This is a genomic window from Thermomonospora sp. CIF 1 (assembly GCF_001896795.1).
Classification (GTDB): domain Bacteria; phylum Actinomycetota; class Actinomycetes; order Streptosporangiales; family Streptosporangiaceae; genus Thermomonospora; species Thermomonospora curvata.
This window is the reverse complement of sequence record NZ_MOYN02000011.1, coordinates 58,458-84,493: the sequence shown is the minus strand read 5'-3', so window position 1 is coordinate 84,493 and position 26,036 is coordinate 58,458. Positions and strand designations below refer to the sequence as shown.

Sequence of the window (26,036 nt, the reverse complement as noted above, 5' to 3'; positions counted from 1 at the left end):
GCCAGTGACAGTTTACTCACAGAAAGTGACGACAATGATTGACGGGGCGGCCACGGCGGTATGCTCCGGTCACCGCAACCGGTCGAAGGCCATACCGAAAACGGCACTGTGCTGCGATGTGCGGGCGCACCCGCTACTCTGAGCGGCAATTTACACAGCGGCCCCGCGCGCCGCATCCGTCAGAAAGGAACGGTCCGTGTCAGCTCATCGGCCACCAGATCGGTTCCCTTCCCGCCATCACCGGCCCGACGCGCGGCGTTCGCAACCGTTGCCTCCTCGACGGCGGCGCAGGCAGCGAAGGCGCGTCAGGACACGCGCCCTCGTGGCGTTGGGCGCGGCCGGAGCGACAGTGGCCGCAGGCGTCCTCGCCGCCGACGTGGCGCCCCTCCCGCGCCGCGCCCCGGCCACGATGACCGCCACGGACGGGGATCCGCTGGCCGTGCCCCCCGTGGCCGACACCTATGTGGTGCGGCAGATGGATTGGCTCAACAAAGGGTCCGCCGAAAAACTGACGGCCTCCCATTGGAGCGACTGGCACACCGAGGCTTATGTGTCCTTCGTCGTTCCGCCCGGGGTGAAGAACCTGCGCAGCGCCCGGCTGCGGTTCACCTTCAACCGCCTCGACCACCAGCCCGCCACCGTGGAGCTGCGCTCGCTGCCCACCACCGGCTGGTCCGAAAAGGACACCACGTGGGCCAACCGCCCCAAAGCCGGTGAGGTGCTGGCCACCGCCGAGATCACCGCCCAAGGCACCCGGGAGCTGTCCTTCGACGTCAGCTCGTGGGTCAACGGTCCGGGCACCTACGCCTTCGCCCTGACCAACCCCAACTACTGGTCGGCGGCCTCGCTCTACTCCCGGGAGGCCGGCGCGCGGGGGCCGCGGCTGATCCTGACCCCCGCCAAGGAGAACGGCGGGCGGCCCTCCCCCACCGTCCCGGCGGCCCCGTCGCCGACGCCGACCGCGACGGCCACGCCGAAGCCGACCCCGACCGCGAGCGCGACCTCCCAGCCGTCGCCCGACACCAGCGCTCAGCCGCGTCCGCCCGCGCAGCCGTCCCAGCCGCCGGTCAAGCCCGCCGACGCCCCGCTGTGCGGCGCCTCGTTCAACACCCTGCCCGGAGAGACCTTCCAGCAGGCCCTGGCGCGGGTCGACAAGTACTACGGCGGGCTCCAGATGGTCCGCATCTTCTACGCGGGCCTGCCCTCCAAGTGGCCGGGCAAGATGGACGTCGGCAAGCGGCCCATCGTGGTGTCGTTCAAGATGAACCCCCGGGACGTGCTGTCGGGCAAGCACGACGGCTACATGCGCGAGTGGTTCGCCACCGCCCCCAAGGACCAGGACATCTACTGGGTCTACTACCACGAGCCCGAGGACAACATCCGCAGCGGCGAGTTCACCGCCCCGGACTACCGGGCGGCCTGGAAGCGGCTGCGCTCCCTGGCCGACCAGGCCGGCAATCCCCGCCTGAGGGCCACGCTGGTCCTGATGAGCTGGACCCTGGACGCCCGGTCCGGGCGCAACTGGCGCGACTACTACCCGGGCCGCGACGTGATCCAGGTGCTCGGCTGGGACGTGTACAACCTGCTGGACAAGAAGGGCCTCTACGAGCCGCCCAAGCAGATGTACCAGAAGGTCATCGAGGTCAGCGAGCAGGAGAAACTGCCCTTCGGTATCGCCGAGACGGGCAGCTACCTGGTCGGCGGGGACACCGGCGAAAAGCGCGCCAAGTGGCTGCGGGAGATGGTCGCCCACCTCGGCAAGGCCGGTGCCCTGTGGGTCGCCTACTTCGACCTGGACTGGCCCTCGGGTGACTTCCGGCTGCTGGATGCGCCGAGCCGCAAGGCCTGGCAGGACTTCTGCCGCGACTGAGCCTGCCGGCTCTCCGCCCAGCAGCTGAACGGGTCGGCCCGCCCGGAGGGCTTCCGGGCGGGCCGACCCGTGTCACGGCGGCTCTTTCCCGCCGCCCCTCATGAGCCGAACCGGCGCCCCCGCGCCATGCCCTGGACGGCCCGGCGAATCATGGCGACCGCCATACGCGCCGAACCCGCCGTGCACGGCACGCGGCGAAGCCCCCGCCCGGTCCCGTCCCTTCACCGGGTTCAAGCCCTATGCCGGCCCTGCCGGGCCAGGAGAACGCGAGCCTGAAGCCGACCGTGGCGGCCCTGATGGGTGCCCCGGCCCTGCCGGGCCAGGAGAACGCCCCCAAGCAGACCCCGGCCGTAGCGGCCGGCGCTCCTGCGGGCCGGAGCCCTTCGCACTCCCTGGTCCGCACGCCGGGGCACAACAAGACGGCCGCCCGGGATTCCCGGGCGGCCGTCCCTTCTCCGGGCTCAGGCCCCTAGATCAGCTCTGACGGGCCAGGATGATGGTCCACATCAGGCCCCGGCTGGCCGCGTCGGTCGTGGCGACCAGGCCGCCGTAGGAGCCGGTCGGAACCGGGCCGTCGGTGTCGCCGACCAGGGTCATGATCCGCCCGCCGCCGGAGCCGACGCCGGTGCCGCGGATGGTCGGACCGCTGGGCGCCGTCCACTCGGTGGTGCTGGAGGACTTGTCCGCCCAGTAGGAGATCGCCCACGCACCGGCCGAGCTCACCGTGACGGTGGGCGTGGCGTGCTCGGTGACGGTGCTGGCGTCGACCCGTCCGCTGATGGCCGCGACCGGGTTGCCGGTGTCGGTGCCCTCGTAGGCCAGCAGCCGCAGGTCGACCTTGGCGTAGTCGCTGACCCCGACGCTCACCGTGGAGCCGGCGTCGCCGGCGGTGGCGACCCGCTTCCAGACCGTGGAGACCGCGCTGCCGGCCGTCTGGGTGCCGATCTGGGTCCACCCGGCCGGCGGCGTGATCGTGACGCTGGTGCTGTTGGCGGTCATGATGAGCACCATGCCGTCGCCCGGCTGGACGCTGCTGGGCACGGTCACCGTCGCCTCGCGGGTGTTGGCGTTGAAGCCGGCGCCGCCCCGGTAGCCGATCGCGGTGGCGTTCTGCGTCACCGACACCTGCTCGGTGACGGTGCCCTGGCCGCCGCGGTTGTCGGTCACGGTCAGCTTGACCGTGTAGGTGCCGGGCTCGTCGTAGGTGTGCTCGACGGTCTTGCCGGTGCCGGTCTTGCCGTCACCGAAGTCCCACGAGTAGGAGGCGATGGTGCCGTCCGGGTCCTCAGAGGCCGAGGCGTCGAAGCTGCACTCCAGCTGATCGCACTGGCTGGTGAAAGAAGCCTCGGGCAGCTCGTTGGGCACGCCGCTGTACAGGAACACCGCGCGGCCCCGCCAGTCGTTGCTGTCGACCAGCTGGGGCGTCCCGGAGGGCACGCCGTTGACGAAGTTCATCCGGTAGAGCCGGCCGCTGGAGCTGTTGTTGACGAAGTACAGCTTGTCGCCGTGGACGAACATCCCGCCGACCGAGCTCCAGTTCACCCCGGACATGTTGCCCACGGCGGTCAGCTCCTGGGCGCCGACCACGTTGCTCTCCGGGGTGAAGTAGCGGTAGTACAGCGCCGACTGGCCGCGGGTGTAGTAGATCCGGCCGTTGGCGAAGAACATGCCGGTGATGTTGGGCACCTGGTTGTGCCAGGTCGACATGTTGGTCAGCTGGTCGGCGGTGTTGATCTCGGTCACCGTCGTGCCCAGCGTCTCCCCGTCGAAGGAGCGCCGGTAGAACTTGCCGTTGGAGTGGCCGTAGAACAGCTCGCCGTTGATCATGAAGGCGCCGCGCATGGTGCGCCAGTCGAAGCCACCCGTGGAGTGGTTGACGGTGCTTCCGGCGGTGGAGCCGTCGAAGGAGCGGTGCCGCAGGAAGTTCTGCGCGGCGAGCCCGAGGCCGCCGGCGTAGTAGACGTTGCCCGGCAGCTCACCGGTGTGGTTGGGCTTGACCTTGGTCCCGCCGGCCAGCGGGAACATCGCCAGCTTGGGGTGCCACTCGCCGCCGGCCTCGTCGGTGTCGCTGCCCATCCACAGGCCCTCGGAGGTGGCCAGCAGGTCGAAGACGCCGACGCCGCGGGTGCGGCCGGGGTTCCAGGAGAAGGGCAGCCCGTTGGCCGGGTCGAGGGCGGCGATGCCCTCCCGGGAGACGGCGCCCTGGCCGGCCTTGTCGGAGCCGAAGGGGTTGTTGGCCCAGCGGAAGTGCCCGCCGACGTAGACGGCGGCGTCGGTGACCTCCACCGCGTAGCTGGTGTCGCCGCCGGTCCAGTTCACCCAGGTGGGCTGCTGGTCGGCGCCACCGGCGGTCTCCCAGCGGGCGTGGGTGTCGCACAGCTTCGGCGGGCCGCCGGAGTAGGCCCCGGTGGTGGTGATCACGAAGAAGGAGCCGTCGGGCGAGAAGTCCACGTCCCGCATGTAGGTGTGGAACGACGAGGAGCACAGCTCCGCGTAACGCGTGGTGCTCCAGGGGGCCAGCGTGGCCTGCTCGCCGCTCAGGTCGATCATGGCCACCTGGTTGCGGGTCTGCCCGGCCACCGAGTTGAAGTTGCCGATGATCACCAGCTTGGAGCCGTCGGGCGTGATGTCCATCTTGTAGACGAGGGTCACGCCCAGGCCCCGGTGCGTGCCGGAGATGTTGAGGTCCAGGAAGTTCAGCAGCGCGCCGGTGTTGGGGTTGACCGCCGCCAGGGCCGGACGGGAAACCCCGTTGACGTGGGTGAAGTCACCGGCGACGTACAGCCGCCCGTTCGCCAGGCGAAGGTCGCGCACCCGGCCGTTGGTCTGCACGGAGAAGCTGCTGATCACCTGGCCGGTGGTGGCGTTGATCCGCACCAGCCGGGAGGTGGAGGCCCCGCCCACGCTGGTGAAGGTGCCGCCGACGTACAGCGACTGGCCGTCGGAGGCGGGCAGCAGCACGCTGACCTCGCCGTTGCCGACGTTGGGGTTGAAGCCGGCGTCGATCTCGCCGGTGGTGGCGTTCATGGAGAACAGCCGGTTGCGGGTCAGCATCGGCTTGCCGCCGCCCGGCTCCTTGACCTGGGTGAAGTCACCCCCGATGAAGATCCGGTCGCCGATCTTGACGATGGACTTGACCGACCCGTCCTGGATCTGCGGGGTGTAGTCCACCGGGTCGTCGGAGACGATCCGGTTGTGCGGTTCTCCGGTGGCCGGACTGGCCTGCGCCACAGTGGGCACGCCCACCAGCGCACCCGTGGCCATGGCCAGCCCGGCCATGACCGACACAGCTTTTCGCAAGCGCATAGCGCTCCTCATGTCGTTCCTACCGGGCACATCCAGCCCGGCGCCCCATGTGTTCTCGGCCTGCACCCCCGATGGCCGATCCACTCATATAGCCGAGTACACCCACACCTACGTGGCGCATAAGGTATCGCTGGACACACGCGGCAGACCAGGGAACCGCTAACGTTCTTATCTCACCCCCCTGCCAGGGCACATCTGGAGCGAACGTGACATCCACGTTGACGCCGTCGCGGCCACTCCTGCCGTGGCGGTTGCCCACCGGATGGCCACTGAGTGTGATCTTCCTGGGGTATCCGCTGTGGTGGCTGCTGGGTTTGGGTCACATCGTCTTCATGGCGATGACCGTGCCCATGGCCATGTTTCTGTGGCGCCGCAGAAACACCCTTGTGGCCCCCGCGGGATTCGGCCTGTGGCTGTTCTTCATCGTCTGGGTTCTGCTGGGCGTCACCGTGCTGTGGGTGCACGCCCCCGGCGCCTCTCCCGAAGGCGGCATCACCCGGCTGCTGGTCTTCGGCTGGCGGATGGTCTGGTACCTGTCGTTCACGGTGGTGCTGCTCTACATCTGCAACAGCAGCGAAGAAGAGCTGCCCACCGGCAGGGTCGGCCGCCTGCTGGGCTTCATGTTCATCGTGACCACGGTCGGCGGGCTGGTCGGCACGTTCTGGCCAACCCTGCAGCTCACCTCCCTGATGGAGATGCTGCTGCCGCACGGCCTGGCCTCCAACGCCTTCCTGCGGGACGCCATCCATCCCAAGGTCGCCGACGTGTCGACGATCCTGGGCTTTGAGCAGTCCCGCCCCATGGCGCCCTTCGCCTACTCCAACACCTGGGGCGCCGCCTACGCCTTCTTCCTGCCGTTCTTCGTCCTCACCTGGATCGTGCGCGCCCGCGGCAGGCGGCGGATCGCCGGCTGTGTGATTTTGATCGCCTCGCTGTGGCCGGTCGTCTACTCGCTCAACCGGGGCCTGTGGGGGGCGCTGATCCTGATCGGGGTGTTCGGCCTCATCAGGCTGGTCGCCATCGGCGGCGCCCGGGTGCTGGGCTGGACCATCGCCGGGTTGTGCGCCGGCGCGCTGATCATCGCGGCCTCGCCGCTGCCCGGCATGGTGCAGTCCCGGCTGGACAACCCGCACAGCAACACCCGGCGGACGCTGCTGGCCGTCGAGACGGTCAAAAGCGCGTGGACCGGATCGCCGCTGCTGGGCTTCGGCTCCACCAGGGACGTGGAGGGCGACCTGGACTCCGTGGCCGGCGGGGAACGCCCCGGGTGCAAAGCGTGCGCCCCTCCTCCGCTGGGCACCCAGGGCCACCTGTGGTTGCTGATCTTCGCGCACGGCCTGGTCGGCACCGTGGCGTTCCTGGCGTTCTTCACGCTCCGGTTCGTCCGGCACTGGCGGGACCGGTCGGCCTATTCCCTGGCCGGCTGTTGCGTGCTGCTGTCGTGCGGTCTTTTCCTATTCACCTACGACCTGGTGGAGGTACCGCTGTACACGGTGATGGTGGCGGTGGCGCTCATGTGGCGCGCCAAACGGGACAACCCCGTCCTGCCGGTGCTGGAGAGGGTCCGGTGAGCGTCGATCAGGCCTGGGTGGACGCCGTGGCCGAGCTGTGGCCCGGCGCGTCGGTGCGGGTGACGACGAGCGCCGACCCGGTTGCGGCCGGCCGCCGGGAACTGGCCTTTTTGCCCAACGCCGCGCGGCCGCGGCTGCTGCTGCCGGTGGAGAGCGCGGCCGCCTCGGCGGCGGCGCTGCGGCGCTACAGCCACGATCTGGGCCTCCGGCAGCGGATCTCGCGCAGCGTGAGCGCGCTGGCGCTGCGCAGCGGGGGGCCGCAGCGGGCGCTGCGCGACCGGCTGCGCATCGACGGGGGCGGGGAGTCGGTGGAGGACCGGCTGAGCGAGCTGCTCGGCCGGCGGGTGCTGGTCAGCGTCGGCCTGGGCACCGCCCGCGCCAACCGCAAGCCCATCCTGCACGTCCTGACCCCGCAAGGCCGCGCGCTGGCCTTCGTCAAGGTCGGCGACACCTCCACCGCCCGCGCGCTCATCGCGCAGGAGGCCGCCGCGCTGCGCTACCTGAGCACCCGCAGCCTTCCCGGCGTCACCGTCCCCGAGGTGCTGCACCTGGGCGACTGGCAGGGCCGGGGGCTGCTGGTGCTGTCGGCGCTGCACACTTCCGCCCTCGGCTGGCGGCCGCGGCGCACGGTCCCGCTGGCGGCCATGCGCACGGTGTTCGGCGCGGTGGAGGTCCGCCGCGCCGCGCTGGCCGACAGCACGTTCTGGGCCGCGATGACCGAAGTGCCCGCCCAGGTGGCGGACGGGCGCCGGGCCGAGCGGCTGGCCGAGGTGATCAAGCGCGTCGAGAGCGCCTACGGCGATGTGGAGCTGGACTTCGGCGCCTGGCACGGCGACTGGACGCCGTGGAACATGGCCTGGCATCGGGGACGGGTGCAGCTGTGGGACTGGGAGCGGTTCTCCCGTGACGTGCCCAACGGTTTCGACCTGCTGCACTACCGGCTGCAGGAGGCGTCGCGGGCCAAGGGCGCCGACCCCTATGGCACCTGGCCGGCCGGCGCCGTGGCCTGCCTGGCCCCGCTGGGGCTGACCGGGCGGACCGCCCTGGCCACCTTGGAGCTGTACCTGCTGGAGCTGTGCCGTCGGTACCAGCTGGCCGCGCAGGAACCGATCGGGGACCCGCTGCGGCCGACGGCCGACCGGTTGCTGGATCTGCTGGCCGAGCGGGCCGGCGGAGCGCATGACGGGAGCGTGAGGTGATCTCGCGACGTGACGCCCCGCAGTGGGTCAAGGAAAGCGGCCGCGCCATCTCCAGAACGGGCGGGCGGCTGACCGCCAAGGGCCGGATGATCCCCGACTTCCTGCTGGTGGGCACCCAGCGCGGCGGCACCACGTCGCTGTTTCGCGCGCTGGCCGCCCATCCGGCCATCGTCCAGCCCAACTTCCACAAGGGCGTGCATTACTTCGACGTCAATTACCACCGCGGTTTCAACTGGTACCGCGGGCATTTCCCGTTGCGGGCGACGGCCTACCGGCGCGCGCCCGCCGGGACACGCCCGCTGGCCTTCGAATCCGCCGGCTATTACATGCACCACCCGCTGGCGCCCCATCGGATCGCCCAGGATCTGCCGGGTGTGAAATTGATCGCGATTCTGCGCGACCCGGTCGAGCGGGCCTACTCGGCCTACAAGCACGAACTGGCCCGGGGTTTTGAAACCGAGCAGTCCTTTGAACGCGCCCTGGAACTGGAGCCGCAGCGGCTGGCCGGGGAGGTCGAGCGGATCAAGGCCGACCCGACTTACCTGAGCCACAGCCACCGGCACCACTCTTACCTGGACCGCGGTCAATACTGCGAGCAGCTGGAGGTGTTGTTCGCCCTGTTCGGGCGGGAACGGGTGCTGGTGCTGTTCGCCGAGGACTTCTTCGCCGATCCGGCGTCCGTCTACGACCGGATCATCGACTACCTGGGGCTGCCGTCCTGGCGGCCCTCCTCCTTCGAACGGCACAACGCCCGTCCCGGCTCGGCCCTGCCGAAGGCGCTGCAGGAGCGGCTCAGGAAACACTTCGAGCCCTATGACGAGAAGCTGGCCGAGATGCTGGGGACCGTACCGCCTTGGCGGCGATGAAGAGCCGGGCCGGCCGCCGCGCGCAGGCGGGACCCGATGTGGTCCCGCTGACGTACTACACCTCGCTGCTGCGGCGGCAGGCCCTGGTGATCGTGGGGGCGGTGCTGCTGGGCACCGCCCTGGGGCTGCTGCGGACGATGACCACCGCCCCCGTCTACACCTCCACGGTCTCGGTGATGGCGCCGGCCGAGCCGCTGCACACCGGCAGCCGGCGGCTGACCGGCCAGGACGGCTCCTCCCGCAGGCCGCGCAACTCCACCATGGACACCGAGGCCCAGCTGGTGCTCTCCAACGAGGTGCTCACCCGGCTGAGCTCCTTTCAGGGCTTCCGGGTCGGCCATGACGAGCTGCGCCGGCGCATCAAGATCACTGCTCCGGCGAACACCCGGGTGCTCAACATCGCCGTCTCGGCGTCCCGGCCGGAGACCGCCCAGCAGGGCGCCGGGATCGTCGCGGAGGCCTATCTGAGTCTGCGCGAGCAGATCGTGGGAGGCGTCCAGCAGCGCAACCGGGAGGCCCTGCAGCGCAGGCGGGCGGTGCTGGAGAAGCGGCTGGCCGCGCTGCCCGGAGACGAGGCGGCGATGCCCCGCCTCACCGCGCGCAGCAGGCGCCAGGCCCTGGTGAACCAGCTCTCTTCGGTGGAAAAGGAGCTGCATGCGCTGGAGAGCCGCGCCATCCAGTCCGGCGAGGTGCTGCGCAGCCCCGCCCTGCCGACCGCTCCCGACGATGTCAACGGGGAGCTCGGCCCGGCCACGGGGGCGGGAGTGGGGCTGATCGTCGGGGTGGGGATCGCGCTGGTGCGCAACCGGCGGCCACGCCTGATCCGCACCGCCGTCGACATCCCGCCGCAGGTGCAGGTGCCGGTCCTGGCGGAACTCGGTCAGCATTCGGCCGCCCGCTCCAACACCTATCGCCGGCTGCGCAATCTCGCCTTCGACAAGCGGGCCTCCACGGTGCTGGTGGCCGGTCTGCCCCCCGAGGCGGGCGTCCGCGTCGCCCGCGGGCTGGCCTCCCTGTGCGTGGAGGGCGGGGCCCGGACCGCGCTGGTGCACGTGGACGCCACCGGCGATGGGAAGGCGCGGCGCGGACACGAGGGCACCGCCGATGAACATGCGTCCTTTCCCGTTTTCCGCACCCCCTCCGGTGAGGGGGACCGCGGATTCGCACGCGCCCTGGCCAAGGCCCGGGAAAAGGCTCAGCTCGTGGTGATCACCGGTGTGGCGCCGCACACGGCCGAGGCGCTGAGCATGGCCGCCATCAGCGACCTCACCTTCATCGTGGTGGAACGGGAACGGGCCTCAGACCGCGAACTGGTCAAGGGAATGCAGGCCTTCGAACAGGCCACCGTTCCCGCGCAAGGGTTGGTGCTCACCGGCCCGCAGAAAGCCTGACCGGCCCTCCATACCACACAACAGTCACCCGCCGGCGGCTGCAATCTCTCCACTAACGGGCCTTACATGAACGCAACCAGACAAGCTGCAGACCAAGATATGGTCAAAGCAGCCACAGGCGCCGCGACCGGACGGACTGAGGGGATTCACGTGCCCACTGACCATCCAGCCCCGGGCGAGGGCCAGCTGATCCGCACCGTGCGCCAGCATCTGCTCCTCCTGGGCATCGTGACGTTCATCACCACCGCGCTCGCGGTCACGGTCGGCTTCCTGCAGGGAACGTCCTACACCGCGACCACTTCGGTGCTGGTGACCCCTCTGGAAGGCAACCCCTACTCCCCGGAGGGCCGCGGTGACGATCTGATCAACCTGGAGACCGAGGCGCAGCTGGTCACCACCGACACCGTCGCCAAGCTGGCCGCCGGCCAGCTGCCCGGCAGCGATCCGGCCCGGCTGCGCGCCAAGGTGTCGGTCAGCGTGCCGCCCAACACCCAGGTGCTCAACATCTCCTACACCGACCAGTCGGCCAGGGGGGCGCGCGACGGCGCGCAGGCGTTCGCCAACGCCTATCTGCAGCACCGCGAGCAGCGCGCCAAGGCGGTCACCGACGGCCAGATGGCCAAGCTGCGCGAGCAGGCCCAGCGGGTGGAGCGGGCGCTGCAGCAGGCCACCCGCCAGCTCAGCGGGGCCAACGCCACCGAACGGGCGTTCCTCAACCAGCGGATCACCGCCTACACCAACCAGCTCGGCGTCATCGACGAGCAGATCAACACCATCGCCAGCACCCCGATCGACCCGGGGCAGATCATCACGCCGGCCGGGCTGCCCAAGAGTTCCGGCCACATGATGCTGCTGATCTACGGGGCGGCCGGCCTGGTGGCCGGGCTGGTGCTGGGAACGGGGCTGGCGCTGGTGCGCACGCGGCTGGACAAGCGGCTGCGGGACGCCGAGAGCGTCGAGGCGCTGGGGCTGCGCACGCTCAGCACGATCCCGGAGGCGCCCTCCTCGGGCGAGGAACTGGTGCTCGTCACCCAGCCGGACGGCCCTCAGGCGGAGGGGTACCGGCGGCTGCGCGCCGCCGTGGTCGCCGGGGCGCCCGGCAAGCAGTACGTGATCTTGGTGGCCAGCGCCACCCCGGGCGGGACCGTCACGCTCACCGCCGCCAACCTGGCGGTGGCGCTGGCCTTCGCCGGCTCGCCCACGATCATGATCGACGCGACCGCCTCGGCGGCCGACCCGCTGGAGCTGTTCGGCCTCAGCCCCGCCAAGGGACTGTCGGACACCCTGATCTCCGGGACCGACCCGGCGACGCTGCTCATTCACGCCGACTCCAACCTGCGGCTGCTGCCGCGGGGACGGGACGCCGCGCAGGCCACCCACCGCTTCAGCGGGCCGCTGATGCGCAGCACCATCAAGGCGATGCGCCGCCGGTCGGACTATGTGGTCATCAACGGCCCCAGCCTGCACGACGCCGACGCCCAGGCCCTGTGCACCCTCGCCGACGCCGTCCTGCTGGTCGTCTCACGCGGGGTGACCACCCGCCAGGACCTCATCCAGGCGCACATCGAAGCCCAGCGCGCCGGCGCGACCGTGATCGGGGCGGTGCTGGAGAGCAGCCCGCTGCCCATCGCCAAGCCCGGCAGGAAACCCGACAGGCGGCCCGGCACGACCGAGCGGCGCGCCGGCGAGTCGTCCACCGACACCGCGCCCATCCCCGCCCCGGTCCCCGACCCCGAGGACGAGCCCGTGGTGTGGGAGGAGCTGGTCACCGGCCGCAAGCCGGTCAAGGACGGCCACGACATCCGCCTGCCCGGCGACCGGGACAACGGGTCGGCGGCCGAGGAGTACCCCACTGACCGGCGCGTGGCCCCGACCCGCCGGTCGGAGCAGCAGGAAGAGTTCTCCATGAAACCCAGCGGCAAGACCGGCAGCGGCGATGGCGACATCTGAGGAGAAGACCGGCGGCAAGGACGGAGGAGGCGGCGATCTCACCCGGCTGGCGCGGGGCGGCTCCCTGAACCTGGTGGGCGCGGTCCTGGCCGGCGTGATGGGGTTCGCCCTGGTCGTCGTCGTCACCCACACCTACTCGCAGCAGACCGCCGGTGCGTTCTTCGCGGCGGTGTCGCTGTTTGTGATCCTGGCGGCGATCTGCGGGCTGGGCACCGACGCGGGCCTGGTGCGCTGGCTGCCCCGGCATCTGGCGCTGGGACGGGCCGCCGCGGCCCGCCGGACCGTCCCGATCGCCCTGCTGCCGGTCTTCGCGCTGGCCGCGACGGCGGCGCTGGCGCTGGCCGTGGCGGCGCCCGCACTGGCCGCCCTGCTGGGCGAGCAGCAGACGGCCGAAGTGACCACGATGCTGCGCGTGCTGGCCGGGTTCCTGCCGGTGGCCACCGCCCACGACCTGCTGCTGGCGGCCACCCGGGGACACGGCACCATGCGGCCGACGGTGCTGATCGAAAAGATCTTCCGGCAGACCGCCCAGGTGAGCGGCGCGGCGCTGGCCGGGCTGCTCACCGACCACCCGGTGGCGCTGGCCCTGGCCTGGGCGCTGCCCTACCTGCCGGGGCTGGCGGCGGCCGCGCTGTGGTACCGCGCCCTGGCCCGCCGCTCCGACGCGCGCATCGGCCCGGGGGAAATGGTGCAGCGGGCCGAGCTCATCTCCGGTTTTTGGCGTTACACCGCGCCGCGCGCCGGAGCGCAGATCTGCCAGACGGCGCTGCAGCGGGCCGACATCATGCTGCTGGCCGCGCTCAGCTCTCCCCGCAACGCGGCCATCTACACCGCGGCGACCCGCTTCATCGTGATCGGCCAGCTGGCCACCCAGGCGATCCAGCAGGTGATGCAGCCCATGGTGAGCCGGCAGCTGACGCTGGAGGACCGCGCCGGCGCCCAGCGGGTCTTCGCCACCAGCACCGCCTGGATCGTGATGGCGACCTGGCCGGTGCACCTGACCGTCGCCGTCGGTGCCCCGGTCTACCTGTCGCTGTTCGGCGAAGGGTACGCCGGCGCCGGGCAGACCACGACGGTGCTGCTGGCGCTGACCATGCTGCTGGCCACCGCGTGCGGCCCCGTCGATGTGATGCTGCTGATGGCCGGCCGTAGCGGGCTGAGCCTGGCCAACAACGTCGCGGCGCTGGCGGTCAACCTGGCGCTGAACCTGCTGCTGATCCCCGATCACGGCGCCACCGGAGCGGCGATCGCCTGGTCGGCGGCTTTGGTGACCCGCAACCTGCTGCCGCTCTTGCAGGTGCGGGCCATGCTCTCGATGACTCCCTTCAGTTCCGCCCTGCTGTGGGCCACGGCGTCGGTATCGTTGTGCTTCGGCGGCATTTCCCTGCTGGCGCGCCTTCTTTTCGGTTCGAACATCGGCGGGCTGGCAGCCGGCCTGGCGCTCGCCTGCCCGGCGTACCTCGCCCTGTTGTGGGCGGGCCGGGAGCGGCTGGCGCTCACCGCGTTCGCTTCGCTGGTCCCCGGGCGCCTGGCCGCCCGGACCGCCCCGACCCCCGACCACCCGACTGCGAGGAGAGCCCATGTCTCCGGCCCTTGATCAGATACGCCGCCGTTCCCGCACCGTGCTGCGCAAGGCGGGGCTGACCCCCAGCGGCCCGCTGTACGGCCGGCTGGTCGACGCCGGCCGCAGCCTGCCCATCCCGCCCAAGGCCCGGGTCGTGCTCTCCACCGCGGTGCTGCGCCGGCCCTGGCGCATCCGCGTCCCGCTGGACCGGCTGCTGCTGGGCGCGCAGAGCGGGTGGACCGCCCGTGAGTTCGCCGAGCGGACCGGTGACCTGCTGTGGCCGTCGACCCCGCTGCTGGAGGGGCCGCACGTGCGGCTGCTGGAACTGGCCGACAGCAAAGAGCACCTGACGGACGAGGAGATCCTCGACAGCGACTACGGCCGGCTGGCCCGGCGCTGCATCGCCGCCGGCGGCCGCTACTTCGGCGCCGCCGACGACGCCGGCATCATCGACTCGGCCCGCACCTTCATCGGCCGCTACAAGGGCACCATTCCCGCCCCGACCAGGCGGCGGCCCGAGCAGAGCGGCGCCTTGGACCCGATCCTGGTGGCCCCCATCCGCCACTCCAGCTACTACCAGGTCCTCGACGGCCACCACCGGCTGGCCGTGGCGGCGCGCAACGGCCACAAGTCGGTGTGGGCGGTCGCCAAATGGCTGCCCGTGACCACTCCCCTGCAGGACCTGCTGCTCAAGATGAGCTGGCTGGACGGCACCCGTGAGCTGTACCAGCCGATCGACGCACCCGAGCTGCGCGACAGCTGGACGACGGTGCGCCAGTGCACCGACCGGCTGGAGAAAATGATCTCTTTCCTGGCCGAACGCCGCATCCCCACCCAGGGGACCTACCTGGATGTGGCCAGCTGCTACGGCTGGTTCGTCAAGGAGATGGGCAAGCTGGGTTTCGCGGCCTCGGGGATGGAACGCGATCCCCTGGCGGTTCCGCTGGGCAAGGCGGTCTACGGACTGCCCGACGGCGCCATCGCCACCGGCGACTGCGTGGACCTGTTGCGCGCCGCCGACCGTACCTGGGATGTTGTGTCCTGCTTCAGTTTGCTCCATCATTTCGTACTCGGTCGCGGCTCTGTCAGTGCCGAGGAGCTTCTCCGGCTGCTGGATCGCGTGACAGGGCGTGTGCTGTTCTTCGATACCGGTCAGGAGAATGAGGAATGGTTCCGGACGTCGCTGAGGGGGTGGAACCCCAAGACGATCGCGGAATTCCTCTCCCGGCACACGTCCTTCGACGAAATCGTCGATCTGGGCCCGGACGCCGACTCCCGTCCCCCCTACCAGGACAACTACGGACGGCACCTGTTCGCCTGCGTCCGGCACGCCTGAACCTTTCTCAGCGCGCGGTCCGGGGTGCCAAAGACGGGGGCCGCGGCGATATCGGGGGTTACGACGTCGCCGGTCACGGCATCCTCCCCGACCGCAAGGATCCCGTCCCTACCTGCGGAAACGGCGTGTTGAAAAAGGTTCACCCAAGCGGCGTCCGGCGCCGTCTGCGGCCGTTGCTGGCGGCGGCGCTGGCGTTTTCCCTCACCGCATGCGCCGTCCAAAGGGGCTACGGTCCCGACGAGGCCCCACCCCCGGGTGACCGGGCCCACGGCCCCGGGGAGGTGTGGAGCTCCGGCCTCAACGAAAACGGCCAGCTGGGGCGGGAAAGCCGGGAAATGGACCTGTCGCTGGGGCCGGTTCTGGGCCTGGGCGGCAAGGGCCGGCTGCGAAACGTCGTGGCGGTGGCCGCGGGCGGCCGGCATTCCCTGGCGGTGCTGTCGGATGGACGGGTGGTCGCCTGGGGAGCCAACGACCATGGCCAGCTGGGCGACGGCACCCGGCGCGACAGCCGGCACCCGGTGCTGGTGCGGGCCCCCGGCTCCGGCAAGGGACATCTGAGGGGGGCCGTGGCGGTGGCGGCCGACTCGGACTTCTCCATGGCGCTGCTGAAGGACGGCAGGGTCGTGACCTGGGGCAAGGGCGATGCGGGCCAGCGGGGCATCGGCCGCAAGGAGGCCCCGCTGCTGCCCACCGTGGTGCTGCGCCCCGACGGCCGCAAACCGCTCACCGACGTGGTGCAGATCGCCGCCGACGGCCGTACCGAGCTGGTGCTGCGCAAGGACGGGTCGGTGCTGGCCTGGGGCGCCAACGACTACGGAATGGTGGGGGACGGTACCCGCAAGCAGCGATCCCTGCCGGTGCGGGTGCGCGGCCTGAACGGGCGGCGGTGGCTGAGCGGGGTGAGCAAGATCGCCATCGGCGGGCAGCACGGGCTGGCGCTGCTGAGGGACGGCAGGGTGGTCGCCTGGGGCCGCAACGAGCTGGGGCAGCTCGGCAACGGCACCCGCACCGACAGCACCGTCCCCAAACCGGTGTCGGGTGTGGGCGGCAAGGGCGAGCTGAGCGGCATCGTGGCGATCTCGGCGGCGGAAAAGCACAACTTCGCCCTCACCAAGAACGCCACGCTGGTGGCCTGGGGCAACAACACCGCCGGGCAGCTGGGCGACGGCACGCTGACGCTGCGGGACACTCCGGTCAACGTGGTCGGCACCCACGGTCCCCTGCTGCAGGGCGTGGCCCAGGTGCACGCCGGGGAGGCCCACGGGGTGGCGATCTTGTCCGATGGTTCGGCGCTGAGCTGGGGAGCCGGCCGCAAAGGGCAACTGGGCTGGGGCAAGCGGCTGCACCGCAGCAGACCCGGCCCGCTGATCACCGTGGACGGCCGGGCCCCCAGCGATGTGATGACCGCGGCGGCCGGAGAGCGGCACCTGCTGTTGCTGATGGCGCCGCAGGGTTGACAGCCGCTCCCCGGCGCGGCTCAGGCGCCCGGCGCGTCCGCGGGCCCGCCGCCTGCCGCCGGGCTCTGCGCCCCGGCCCCCGCCGCGGGCTTGGACTTGCCCTTACGGCGCAGCAACAGCACGAACCCGGCCGCGATGACGGCCAGCAGGCCCAGCCCGCCCAGCAGGTAGCCGAGCGGGAAGCCACCGTCGTCCTTCTTCTCAGCGGCCTCCTTGGCACCGGCCTCCATGGCGCGCTGGGCGTCCGCCAGCGTGGTCGGCTCGGGAGTCTTCAGCGGAGCCGCCTTGGCGGTGGGCAGCAGCCGCAGCAGCGCGATCAGCGCGCGGTCGGGACGGCCGGGGTTGCTCTTGACCGCCTGGACGTAGTGCTGCCTGAGCGTCGCCTCATCGATGGTGTTCGACTTGGCCCGCAGTCTCCGCCCGGCCAGCACCACGTAGGTGCCCTTCTGGTCGAGCTGCTTCATCAGCCCTTCCAGCGCGGCGTTGGGATCCACGGAGGCGGGGAAGACCGCCACATAGGCCGGCTCGCTCCGCTCCAGCGTAGAACGCAGCACGTCCAGCGCCGCGTCGGAGCGCAGCAGCTTGGACTTGGAGTCGACGTAGTAGCCATGCTCGATGATGGCGTCCGCGACCGTGATGTAGTCGACCTCGGCCCGCGCCGTTCCGGTGCCCCAGATCGGCAGCAGCATGACCGACGCGACGAGCGGCAGGACGATACGGCGCAGCCGTGCTTTCACGAGACGACCCCCTAGCGAATGGACCCCTGAGCAGACGGTATCGGCAATGCCTGCGAAAAGACGCCGATATCGGATATCCGCCCGGTGAGTCATCAGATACCGCGCCCGCGGGTGTGCAGTGCCAGCAGCACCCGCTCCCCGGAGACCAGGCCGGAGGCCACCAGCAGGGCGAAGGGAACGCGGCGTTCCTTCCAGTTGGCGCGCAGCGCCCGGCCGGCCCAGCGCAGCGCCTCCCTGCGGCGGCCGTTGCAGGCGTGCCCGAAGGCGATCTGCCCGTAGACCCGTCCGGCCGCGGCGCCGTCCCGCTCGATCTCCGGGTAGCGCCGCAGGAACCACTGCAGGGCGGCCACCTTGGTCTCCCAGGCGTGCGCGTAGTAGGAGGTCAGCCCCCACAGGACGCGCACGTACGGGCGGTCCACGTGCACGATGGGATGGCGGCGGGCGGCGCGCAGCGCCAGGTCCCAGTCCTCGCCCTGGCTGCCGGGGATCTCCTCGTCCACCATGCCGATCTCGATCAGCTCGGCGCGGCGGGCCAGGTAGGTCGACGAGTGCACCATCATCAGCCGGTCGCGCACCAGCTCCGCGTAGTGGACCCGGTCGCGCCCGGCCAGGCGGGGCAGCTGCCGGCCGTTGAAATCGATGACGATGCCCGCGCTGCACAGCACCGCCCGCGGCTCGGCCTGCAGCGCCGCGACCTGGGCGGTCAGCTTGCCCGGCAGCCACACGTCATCGTCGTCGCAGAAGGCCACCAGGTCGGTGTCCAGCGCCAGGATTCCGGTGTTGCGCGCCCCGGCCAGGCCGGGGGTGCGCCGGTTGGCCATCACCTGCACCCGCTCGCCGGCCAGGCTCTGGTCGGGTTCGGCCCGGTCGTAGACGACCACCGCGCGGACCTTGCCCGGGTAGTCCTGCGCCAGCACCGACTCCAGCGCCCGCCGCAGCATCTCGGGCCGGTTGTGGGTGGGCAGGACGACCCCCACGGACGGATGGGTGTCACTCATGCGACCGCCTTCATCTCCGCATGACCGGGACCGGACCATTCTTCCCTGGTCACAGCGCCACTGTCCGGGCAATTCCGGAATCTTGCCGGCGGCCCGCGCACCGGCGGCCGCCCCGCCGCACGCTCAGCCGGAGCTGATGATCATGCCGGCGCCGACGGTGCCGTTGGTGGCCTCGTCGATGAGGATGAAACCGCCGGTGAGCCGGTTGCGGGCATAGTCGTCGACGAACAGCGGCTGGGTGACGCGCAGGCTGACCCGGCCGATCTCGTTGAGGGCCAGGCCGTCGGCCTGCTCGTCGCGGTGCAGGGTGTTGATGTCCAGCCGGTAGTGGACGTCCTTGACCATGGCGCGGGCGGTGCGGGTGGTGTGCTTGATCAGCAGCTTCATCCGCGGGGTCAGCTTGCGCACATCGGTCATCCAGCACACCATCGCCTCCAGGTCCTGGGTGACCCGTGGCTGGTTGTGCGGCCGGGCGATCATGTCGCCGCGGGAGATGTCGATGTCGTCGGCCAGCCGCAGCGTCACCGACATCGGCGGGAAGGCCTCCTGAACCGGCCCGTTGGGCCCGTCGATGTGGGTGATGGTGGTGGTCAGGCCGGAGGGCAGGTGCACCACCTCATCGCCCGGCTTGAGCACGCCCCCGGCGACCTGCCCGGCATAGCCGCGGTAGTCGTGCAGCTCCGGGTCGGTGGCCTTGTGCGGCCGGATCACGTACTGCACCGGGAAGCGCACGTCGATCAGGTTGCGGTCGGAGGCGATGTGCACGTGCTCCAGGTGGTGCAGCAGCGACGGCCCCTCGTACCAGGGCATGTTGACCGACCGCTCCACCACGTTGTCGCCGTGCAGCGCCGAGATCGGGATGAAGGTCAGGTCGCCGATGTCCAGCTTGGCGGCGAAGGCGGTGAACTCGTCCTGGATGGCCTGGAACACCGACTCCTCATAGCCGACCAGGTCCATCTTGTTGACCGCCACCACCAGGTGCGGCACCCGCAGCAGCGTGGCCAGGAAGGCGTGGCGGCGGGACTGCTCCAGGATGCCCTTGCGGGCGTCCACCAGGATGATCGCCAGGTCGGCGGTGGAGGCCCCGGTGACCATGTTGCGGGTGTACTGGATGTGGCCGGGGGTGTCGGCGATGATGAACTTGCGCCGCGGGGTGGCGAAGTACCGGTAGGCCACATCGATGGTGATGCCCTGCTCCCGCTCGGCCCGCAGGCCGTCGGTCAGCAGCGCCAGGTTGGTGTACTCCTCGCCGCGGTCGGCGCTGGTGCGTTCCACCGCCTCCAGCTGATCTTCGAAGATCGCCTTGGAGTCGTACAGCAGCCGGCCGATCAGCGTGGACTTGCCGTCGTCGACGCTGCCGGCGGTGGCGAACCGCAGGATGTCCATGGCCATGGCTAGAAGTAGCCCTCCTTCTTGCGGTCTTCCATCGCCGCCTCGCTGGTGCGGTCGTCGGCGCGGGTCTGGCCGCGCTCGGTGATGCGGGTCGCCGCGATCTCGGCGATCACCTCGTCCAGCGTGGTGGCCGTGGACTTGATCGCCCCGGTGCAGCTGGCGTCGCCGACGGTGCGGTAGCGCACCATCGCCTCGAAGACCGGCTCGTCCTCTTGGCGGTTGGCGTACGGGCTGTCGGCCAGCAGCATCCCGTCGCGTTCGAACACCCGGCGGGTGTGGGCGAAGTAGATGGACGGGATCTCCAGCTGCTCGCGCCGGATGTAGTCCCACACATCCAGCTCGGTCCAGTTCGACAGCGGGAACACCCGCACGTGCTCGCCCTGCCGGATGCGGGTGTTGTACAGGTTCCACAGTTCCGGACGCTGGTTCTTGGGGTCCCACTGCCCGAAGTCGTCGCGGAAGGAGACCACCCGCTCCTTGGCGCGGGCCTTCTCCTCATCGCGCCGGGCACCGCCGAAGGCCGCGTCGAAGCGGTGCTCTTCGATGGCGTCCAGCAGCGTGGTGGTCTGCAGCCGGTTGCGGCTGGCCCACTTGCCGGTCTCCTCCACCACCCGGCCCTTGTCGATCGACTCCTGCACCGAGGCCACGATGAGCCGCACGCCCAGTTCGGCGACCCTGCGGTCGCGGAACTCGATCACCTCGGGGAAGTTGTGACCGGTGTCGACGTGCATCACCGGGAACGGGATGGGCGCCGGCCAGAACGCCTTCTTGGCCAGGTGCAGCATCACGATGCTGTCCTTGCCCCCGGAAAAGAGCAGGACCGGCCGTTCGAACTCGGCGGCCACCTCGCGGATGATGTGGATCGACTCGGCCTCAAGGACATCGAGCTGAGACAGCAGATAGTCACTGCGCTGCATTATCAAAGGGCTTTCTGTGGGGCTTGATCAGCCTTGCGGCTCCTGCTTCACATCCCGGATGCCGGCCAGCAGCATCGGCGCCGACGCAGGGTGGCAGACAAGGATATCCGGCAGCATCGGGTCGGGGCGGTTGTAGGTCGGCTCCGAGCCGTCGATCCGGGTGGCGTGCGCCCCGGCGGCCTTGGCCACCGCGACCGGGGCGGCGTTGTCCCACTCGTACTGGCCGCCGGCGTGGACGTAGGCGTCGACGTCGCCGAGCAGCACGGCGGAGATCTTGGCTCCGGCCGAGCCGATCGGCACCAGTTCCACCTTCGTCTCCAAGCGTTCGGCCAGGCTCTGCACGAACTGCGGCGGACGGGTCCGGCTCACCGCGATCCGCAGCAGGTCGGGCTGAGGAGCCGGCACCGTCAGCGGCTGCCGGCCGGCCGCGCCACCGACCACTGCGCGCACTCCGCCGTCGGCCGCGGTGGTGTGCAGGGTACGGCCCTGGGCGGGCAGCGCCACCGCGCCGGCGACGAGCCTGCCGCGCTCCCACAGCGCGACGTGGACGGCCCAGTCGGTGCGCCCCTCCTCGGAGAACTCCCGGGTGCCGTCCAGCGGGTCGACGATCCACACCCGCTCGGCCCGCAGGCGAGCCGCATCGTCCTTGCCCTCCTCCGACAGCACCGCATCGCCGGGACAGCGCTCGGCCAGCGCGGCCATCAGGAACTCGTGCGAGCCCTGGTCACCGGCGTTCTTGAGCGCTTTGCCGTCGGCGTGCCCCACCCGGGCGCGGATGCCCAGCAGCACCTCGCCCGCGGCGGTGGCCAGCTCGGCCGCCAGCGCGTGGTCGTCGGATCGGGAGATGGACGCCATGAAGCCTACTTCCGAACTCGGTTTGGTGGGCTGCCGTCCATTGTTCCCCAAGATCGGAGTATTCCGGTCCCCGCTTCACCGATCCCGGCCCCTCAGGGCGCCCGCCATGGCCCGGTGAGCCTTTCCCAATGCTCGGCCTCACGTGCTGGGGACGGGAGCCCGGCGGTATCCGGTGCCATACCGCTGCAGGTCACGGCATCGTCCCCGACTGCGGCGTCTCCGTTTCGACCTGTGAAAGGCGGCGTGTTGAAAGGGATTCAGTAGGCCCCCGAGGCGCGGAACACGGCCGACCAGGTCTTCCACAAGATCTGCAGATCCAGCGTCAGCGACCAGTTTTCCACATACCGCACATCGAGCCGGACCGACTCCTCCCACGACAGGTCGGAGCGGCCGCTGACCTGCCACAGACCGGTCATGCCGGGCTTGACCACCAGCCTGCGGTGCACGTCCTGGCCATAGCGGGCGACCTCGTCCGGCAGCGGCGGGCGCGGGCCGACCAGCGACATCTCCCCGCGCAGCACGTTCAGCAGCTGCGGCAGCTCATCGAGGGAGTAACGGCGCAGCACCCGCCCCACCCGGGTGATCCGCGGATCCTCCTTGATCTTGAACAGCACTCCGTCGTGCTCGTTATGCTCGATCAGCTCGGCCTTGCGGGCCTCGGCGTCGGTGACCATCGTGCGGAACTTGTAGATGGTGAACAACCGGCCGTCGCGACCCACCCGGGTCTGCCGGAACAGCACCGGAGCGCCATCGGAGACCCTGATCGCCAGGGCGATCAGCGCCAGCACCGGCAGCAGCGCGATCAGGATACACAATGCGCCCACCCGGTCGACCAGGCCCTTGACCAACCGCCGGCCGCCGCTCAGCTCCGGATGCTCCACGTGCAACAGCGGCAGCCCCGCCACCGGGCGGATGGAAATACGCGGACCGACCACGTCCATCAGGGCCGGCGCCACCACCAACTCCACGTCATCGCGCTCGATCTGCCAGGCCAGGCGGCGCAGCGCCACCCCGTCCATCTCCGGACAGGCCAGCACCGCTACTGAGTCGGCGTCCAGCATCTTGACCACCTCGGCGGCCCGGCTGAAGTCGCCCAGCACCGGCACGCCCTCCACCTCGCGGACGGCGTCCTCGCCCCGGCTGAGGGCCTGCGGCAGGCAGACCGCGACGATGTCCATGCCGTGGTAGCGCTGCTTGCGCAGCAGCTTGATCAGGTCGGACAGGGCGCCCCGGTGACCGAGCGCCACCACCCGGCGCATGCATTCGCCCCTGCCGCGCCGCCGGTGCAGCCACTTGCGCAGCCGGTAACGCAGCACCCAGGTCAGCAGCGTGCCCAGCGGCAGCGCGATGACCACATAGCCGCGGGCAATCTCGGTCTTGGTGGCATAGGCCGCCGTCGCCACGATGGCGGTCATCACGAACCCGGATCGCACGACCCGGTGAAACTCTTCCCAGCCCACCCCGATGAAGCGGGCCTCATAGGCCCGCTCGACCGACAGCGTCGCCACCCACAGCATCGGCAGCGCCACCCCGAGCGCCAGGTAGGGCAGGTGATACTCCTCCGGAACAGGGGTGAAGCGCACCACGAACGCCACCATGCCCGCCACCAGCATGGCGACGAAGTCCAGCGCGAGGGCCCAGTAGAGGTAACGGGGAATCCAGTCGGTACGTTTGCTGCGCTCCTGCGCAGCCGCTTGTGATCTTCTAACCTCGACCTCGTCGACGACGGCCATGAAGCGTCCTCACAGGAGTGGGCGACGATCGGCCCCTGCGTCACCTATTACCTCAGAGACGCGCAGACGCCACTTCTGGTTCACGTGCCGTTCGGATTTACAGCCGCATCCAGCATGTTAAGCCTCTCTTAAGGTGCGCAAGGTGAGCCAGTGGCCACAATGTGACATCCCCCATCCTTGGTAATTTTTCTAGATCAACCCACCAAAACATGTCAGAAGGCAACAAAGCCTCTCAGCGGGTGGGGCGGGCATGATACGTGTTCTGGGCCGCCTGCAGTCCTTCGGCCAGCAGCATCTCCACCGCGTCGGCTGCCGCCTGCAGGTGCAGCTCCAGCTCCCGGCGCTCGGCCACCGAGAAGTCCCGCAGCACAAAGCTCGCCGCATCCATCCGCCCCGGCGGCCTGCCCACCCCGAAACGGACCCTCAGATAATCCGGCGACCCCAGCGACTTACTAATCGATCGCAACCCGTTGTGACCGCCCGCACCACCGCCCTGCTTCAGCCGCACCGTGCCATAAGGAATGTCCAATTCATCGTGGACGATCACTATCCGGTCGAGGGGGACTTTGAAGAAATCTCGCAATCGGGCCACCGGGCCGCCCGAGTCGTTCATGAACGACCGCGGCTTGGCCAGCACCACCCGCCGCCCGGCCAGCCTCCCCTCCAACACCTCGGCACGGGTCTTGTGCGACCTGAAACGGCCCCCCATCCGGTCAGCCAGCACGTCCACCACCATGAACCCGGCGTTGTGCCGGTTGCCGGCATAGCCCGGACCGGGGTTGCCCAGCCCGACCACCAACCACAGATCCGCTTCCATCACACCCGCCTGGATCCTCCCGCGCCACAGCCCCACCGAGCCCTCTGCGGCACGCCGTTCCCGCAGGTCGCACGCGGGGATGTCGCAGCCGGGACGGACCGTGACCCGCGACGTCACCGACCCCGGAACACCGCCCGGGCTCCAAGGCCACGTGCCGCAAAGGCTCGCCCATGAAGCGGCCCCCGTGCCGGATGAGACCGCACGGGGGCCGATGCACACCGACAGCCGGTGCCGTTACTCGGCGGACGCCTCCTCGCCGGACTCGGCCTCGGCCTCCTCGGTGACCGCCCCGGCCGGCACCGACGCGTCCGCGATCTGCAGGATCAGCGTCTCCTCGTCGGCGGCCAGCGCCACACCCGACGGCAGCTTCAGGTCCTTGGCCAGCACCGAGTCGCCGACCTGCAGGCCGGAGACGTCCACCTCCACCGTCTCGGGGATGTGGGTGGCCTCGGCCTCCACGGCGACCTGAATGACCGGCTGCTCCAGCCGTCCCCCCGCCACCACGTCACCGGTGGCCACCACCGGCACCTCCACGGTGACCTTCTCACCGCGCTTGACCAGCAGCAGGTCCACATGCTCCAAGAAACCCTTGATCGGGTCCCGCTGCACGTCCTTGGGCAGGGCCAGCTCCTCACCGCCCGGCAGGCCCTCCAGCCGCAGCAGCACGTTGGGCGTCTTGAGAGCGAGCATCAGGTCGTGCCCCGGCAGGGTGATGTGCTGCGGAGGGGTGCCGTGGCCATAGAGGACGGCGGGAACCTTGCCGGCCCGGCGAGTGCGCCGCGCGGCGCCCTTACCGAACTCGGTGCGCGGCTCGGCGGCGATACGTACCTCGGACACGGCGGAAACTCCTCATGTTGCGATCCACGGCCGTCCCCATGGGACGTCCGTTACGGACAATGCGTATCAAGGCGAAGGCTTAATGCGGCAAGCGCCTCGTGAGATCCTCTGCGGTCCCCGGGGAGTGCGAGTCCAACACCGGAGCCGTACTACAACGACCCGGGGCACACACGGATCACCAAGTCTAGCCGATCGCCGCACGCCCCCACGCCACAAGGCCGTCCGGCACGGCCGCCCCGTCAGCTCTGCCCGCCGAACAGGCTGGTCACCGACCCGTCGCTGAACACCTCGTGAATCGCCTGGGCGATCAGCGGCGCGATCGACAGCACCGTCAGCTTGTCAAAGCGCTTCTCCTCCGGGATCGGCAGGGTGTTGGTCAAGATCACCTCAGAGATCCGGGAGTTCTTCAAACGGTCCACGGCCGGGCCCGACAGCACCCCGTGCGTGGCCGTCGCCACCACCTTCGCCGCGCCCTGTTCGAACAGCGCATCGGCCGCCTTCACGATCGTGCCGCCGGTGTCGATCATGTCGTCCACGATCACACACGTGCGGCCCTCGACCTCGCCGACCACCTCGAAGACCTTGACCTCGTTGGCCACCTCCGGGTCGCGGCGCTTGTGAATGATCGCCAGCGGGCAGCCCAGCCGGTCGGTCCACCGCTCGGCCACCCGCACCCGGCCGGCGTCCGGAGCCACCACCGTCACCTGCGAGGTGTCCAGCTTGGACTCCACGTGATCGGCCAGCAGCTCCAACGCGAACAGGTGGTCCACCGGGTGGTTGAAGAACCCCTGGATCTGCGCGGTGTGCAGGTCCACCGTGATCAGCCGGTCGGCCCCGGCGGTCTGGAACAGATCCGCCATCAGCCGCGCCGAGATCGGCTCCCGGCCCCGGTGCTTTTTGTCCTGCCGCGCGTACCCGAAGAACGGCGCCACCACCGTGATCCGAGCAGCCGAGGCGCGCTTGAGCGCATCGACCATGATCAGCTGCTCCATGATCCACTGGTTGATCGGCGCGGTGTGCGACTGGATCACAAAAGCGTCCGACCCGCGCACCGACTCCAAAAAGCGCACGAAGGTCTCGCCATTGGCGAAGTCATAGGCCGCGGTCGGCGTCAGCTCGACATGGAGATTGGCGGCGACCTCCTTGGCCAGCTCCGGGTGCGCCCGGCCGGAGAAGAGCATCAGCTTCTTCTCACCGCTCGCCCTGATCCCACTCACCTGAAGACAACTCCCCCTCGATG

The 26,036-nt window shown here is 70.2% G+C and carries 19 protein-coding genes; 9 read left to right on the top strand and 10 right to left on the bottom strand.

The genetic code is table 11. The features are described from left to right. Nucleotides 1-349 precede the first annotated feature (349 nt). Nucleotides 350-1,870 (top strand): CBM96 family carbohydrate-binding protein, encoded by a 1,521-nt coding sequence (locus tag BUE48_RS05030; RefSeq protein ID WP_012851387.1) that lies wholly within the window; start codon nt 350-352, stop codon nt 1,868-1,870. A 474-nt stretch (nt 1,871-2,344) separates the two neighbouring features. Here BUE48_RS05030 and BUE48_RS05025 read toward each other — a convergent pair whose 3' ends face one another. Further along, nucleotides 2,345-5,176 (bottom strand): PKD domain-containing protein, encoded by a 2,832-nt coding sequence (locus BUE48_RS05025; RefSeq protein WP_012851385.1) that lies wholly within the window; start codon nt 5,174-5,176, stop codon nt 2,345-2,347. A 275-nt stretch (nt 5,177-5,451) separates the two neighbouring features. On the opposite strand from BUE48_RS05025, the gene BUE48_RS05020 reads away from it, so the two are divergent. The 8 genes from BUE48_RS05020 (at nt 5,452) to BUE48_RS04985 (ending at nt 16,510) form a co-directional block, all read left to right on the top strand. Then, on the top strand, nt 5,452-6,747 hold the full coding sequence (locus BUE48_RS05020; RefSeq protein ID WP_012851384.1) for an O-antigen ligase family protein: 1,296 nt from the start codon (nt 5,452-5,454) through the stop codon (nt 6,745-6,747). Then, on the top strand, nt 6,744-7,946 hold the full coding sequence (locus BUE48_RS05015; protein ID WP_012851383.1) for a phosphotransferase: 1,203 nt from the start codon (nt 6,744-6,746) through the stop codon (nt 7,944-7,946). Before BUE48_RS05020 ends, BUE48_RS05015 begins: the two co-directional genes overlap by 4 nt. After that, nucleotides 7,943-8,812 (top strand): sulfotransferase domain-containing protein, encoded by an 870-nt coding sequence (locus tag BUE48_RS05010; RefSeq protein ID WP_012851382.1) that lies wholly within the window; start codon nt 7,943-7,945, stop codon nt 8,810-8,812. Before BUE48_RS05015 ends, BUE48_RS05010 begins: the two co-directional genes overlap by 4 nt. Then, nucleotides 8,809-10,203 carry a YveK family protein gene (locus BUE48_RS05005; RefSeq protein ID WP_012851381.1) on the top strand — a complete coding sequence of 465 codons (1,395 nt, stop codon included), beginning with the start codon at nt 8,809-8,811 and terminating at the stop codon, nt 10,201-10,203. The genes BUE48_RS05010 and BUE48_RS05005 overlap by 4 nt, the downstream gene beginning before the upstream one ends. A gap of 150 nt (nt 10,204-10,353) precedes the next feature. Further along, a complete protein-coding gene (locus BUE48_RS05000; RefSeq protein ID WP_012851380.1) occupies nt 10,354-12,153 on the top strand; it encodes a tyrosine-protein kinase domain-containing protein in 1,800 nt (599 codons plus the stop codon). Further along, entirely contained in the window at nt 12,140-13,750 is a 1,611-nt protein-coding gene (locus BUE48_RS04995) for a lipopolysaccharide biosynthesis protein (protein ID WP_012851379.1), read from the top strand. The genes BUE48_RS05000 and BUE48_RS04995 overlap by 14 nt, the downstream gene beginning before the upstream one ends. Further along, the gene (locus BUE48_RS04990) at nt 13,734-15,053 is read left to right on the top strand and encodes a ParB N-terminal domain-containing protein (RefSeq protein WP_012851378.1); all 1,320 of its coding nucleotides are present in this window, start codon (nt 13,734-13,736) and stop codon (nt 15,051-15,053) included. The genes BUE48_RS04995 and BUE48_RS04990 overlap by 17 nt, the downstream gene beginning before the upstream one ends. Nucleotides 15,054-15,334: 281 nt before the next feature. Then, a complete protein-coding gene (locus BUE48_RS04985) occupies nt 15,335-16,510 on the top strand; it encodes an RCC1-like domain-containing protein (protein WP_245536980.1) in 1,176 nt (391 codons plus the stop codon). A 20-nt stretch (nt 16,511-16,530) separates the two neighbouring features. Here the strand turns inward: BUE48_RS04985 and BUE48_RS04980 are convergent, their stop codons facing one another. The 9 genes from BUE48_RS04980 to BUE48_RS04940 all read right to left on the bottom strand — a co-directional run bounded on the left by BUE48_RS04980 (nt 16,531) and on the right by BUE48_RS04940 (nt 26,013). Then, nucleotides 16,531-17,247: a hypothetical protein gene (locus tag BUE48_RS04980; protein WP_012851376.1), complete on the bottom strand. Its 717-nt coding sequence runs from the start codon at nt 17,245-17,247 to the stop codon at nt 16,531-16,533. Between the two features lie 92 nt (nt 17,248-17,339). Then, entirely contained in the window at nt 17,340-18,245 is a 906-nt protein-coding gene (locus BUE48_RS04975; protein WP_012851375.1) for a glycosyltransferase family 2 protein, read from the bottom strand. A 123-nt stretch (nt 18,246-18,368) separates the two neighbouring features. Continuing rightward, nucleotides 18,369-19,637 (bottom strand): sulfate adenylyltransferase subunit 1, encoded by a 1,269-nt coding sequence (locus BUE48_RS04970; RefSeq protein ID WP_286989085.1) that lies wholly within the window; start codon nt 19,635-19,637, stop codon nt 18,369-18,371. 2 nt (nt 19,638-19,639) lie between these two features. After that, a complete protein-coding gene (gene cysD / locus BUE48_RS04965) occupies nt 19,640-20,554 on the bottom strand; it encodes a sulfate adenylyltransferase subunit CysD (protein WP_012851373.1) in 915 nt (304 codons plus the stop codon). A 27-nt stretch (nt 20,555-20,581) separates the two neighbouring features. Then, entirely contained in the window at nt 20,582-21,409 is an 828-nt protein-coding gene (locus BUE48_RS04960) for a 3'(2'),5'-bisphosphate nucleotidase CysQ (RefSeq protein WP_012851372.1), read from the bottom strand. 257 nt (nt 21,410-21,666) lie between these two features. After that, entirely contained in the window at nt 21,667-23,142 is a 1,476-nt protein-coding gene (locus tag BUE48_RS04955) for a sugar transferase (RefSeq protein WP_286989082.1), read from the bottom strand. Between the two features lie 232 nt (nt 23,143-23,374). Further along, entirely contained in the window at nt 23,375-23,959 is a 585-nt protein-coding gene (gene pth / locus BUE48_RS04950) for an aminoacyl-tRNA hydrolase (protein WP_286989165.1), read from the bottom strand. Nucleotides 23,960-24,193: 234 nt separating this feature from the next. Then, nucleotides 24,194-24,796, bottom strand: a complete 603-nt coding sequence (locus tag BUE48_RS04945) for a 50S ribosomal protein L25/general stress protein Ctc (protein WP_286989081.1) — start codon at nt 24,794-24,796, stop codon at nt 24,194-24,196. Between the two features lie 239 nt (nt 24,797-25,035). Continuing rightward, nucleotides 25,036-26,013, bottom strand: coding sequence for a ribose-phosphate diphosphokinase (locus BUE48_RS04940; RefSeq protein WP_286989079.1), 978 nt, complete (start codon nt 26,011-26,013; stop codon nt 25,036-25,038). Between the last annotated feature and the right edge of the window lie 23 nt (nt 26,014-26,036).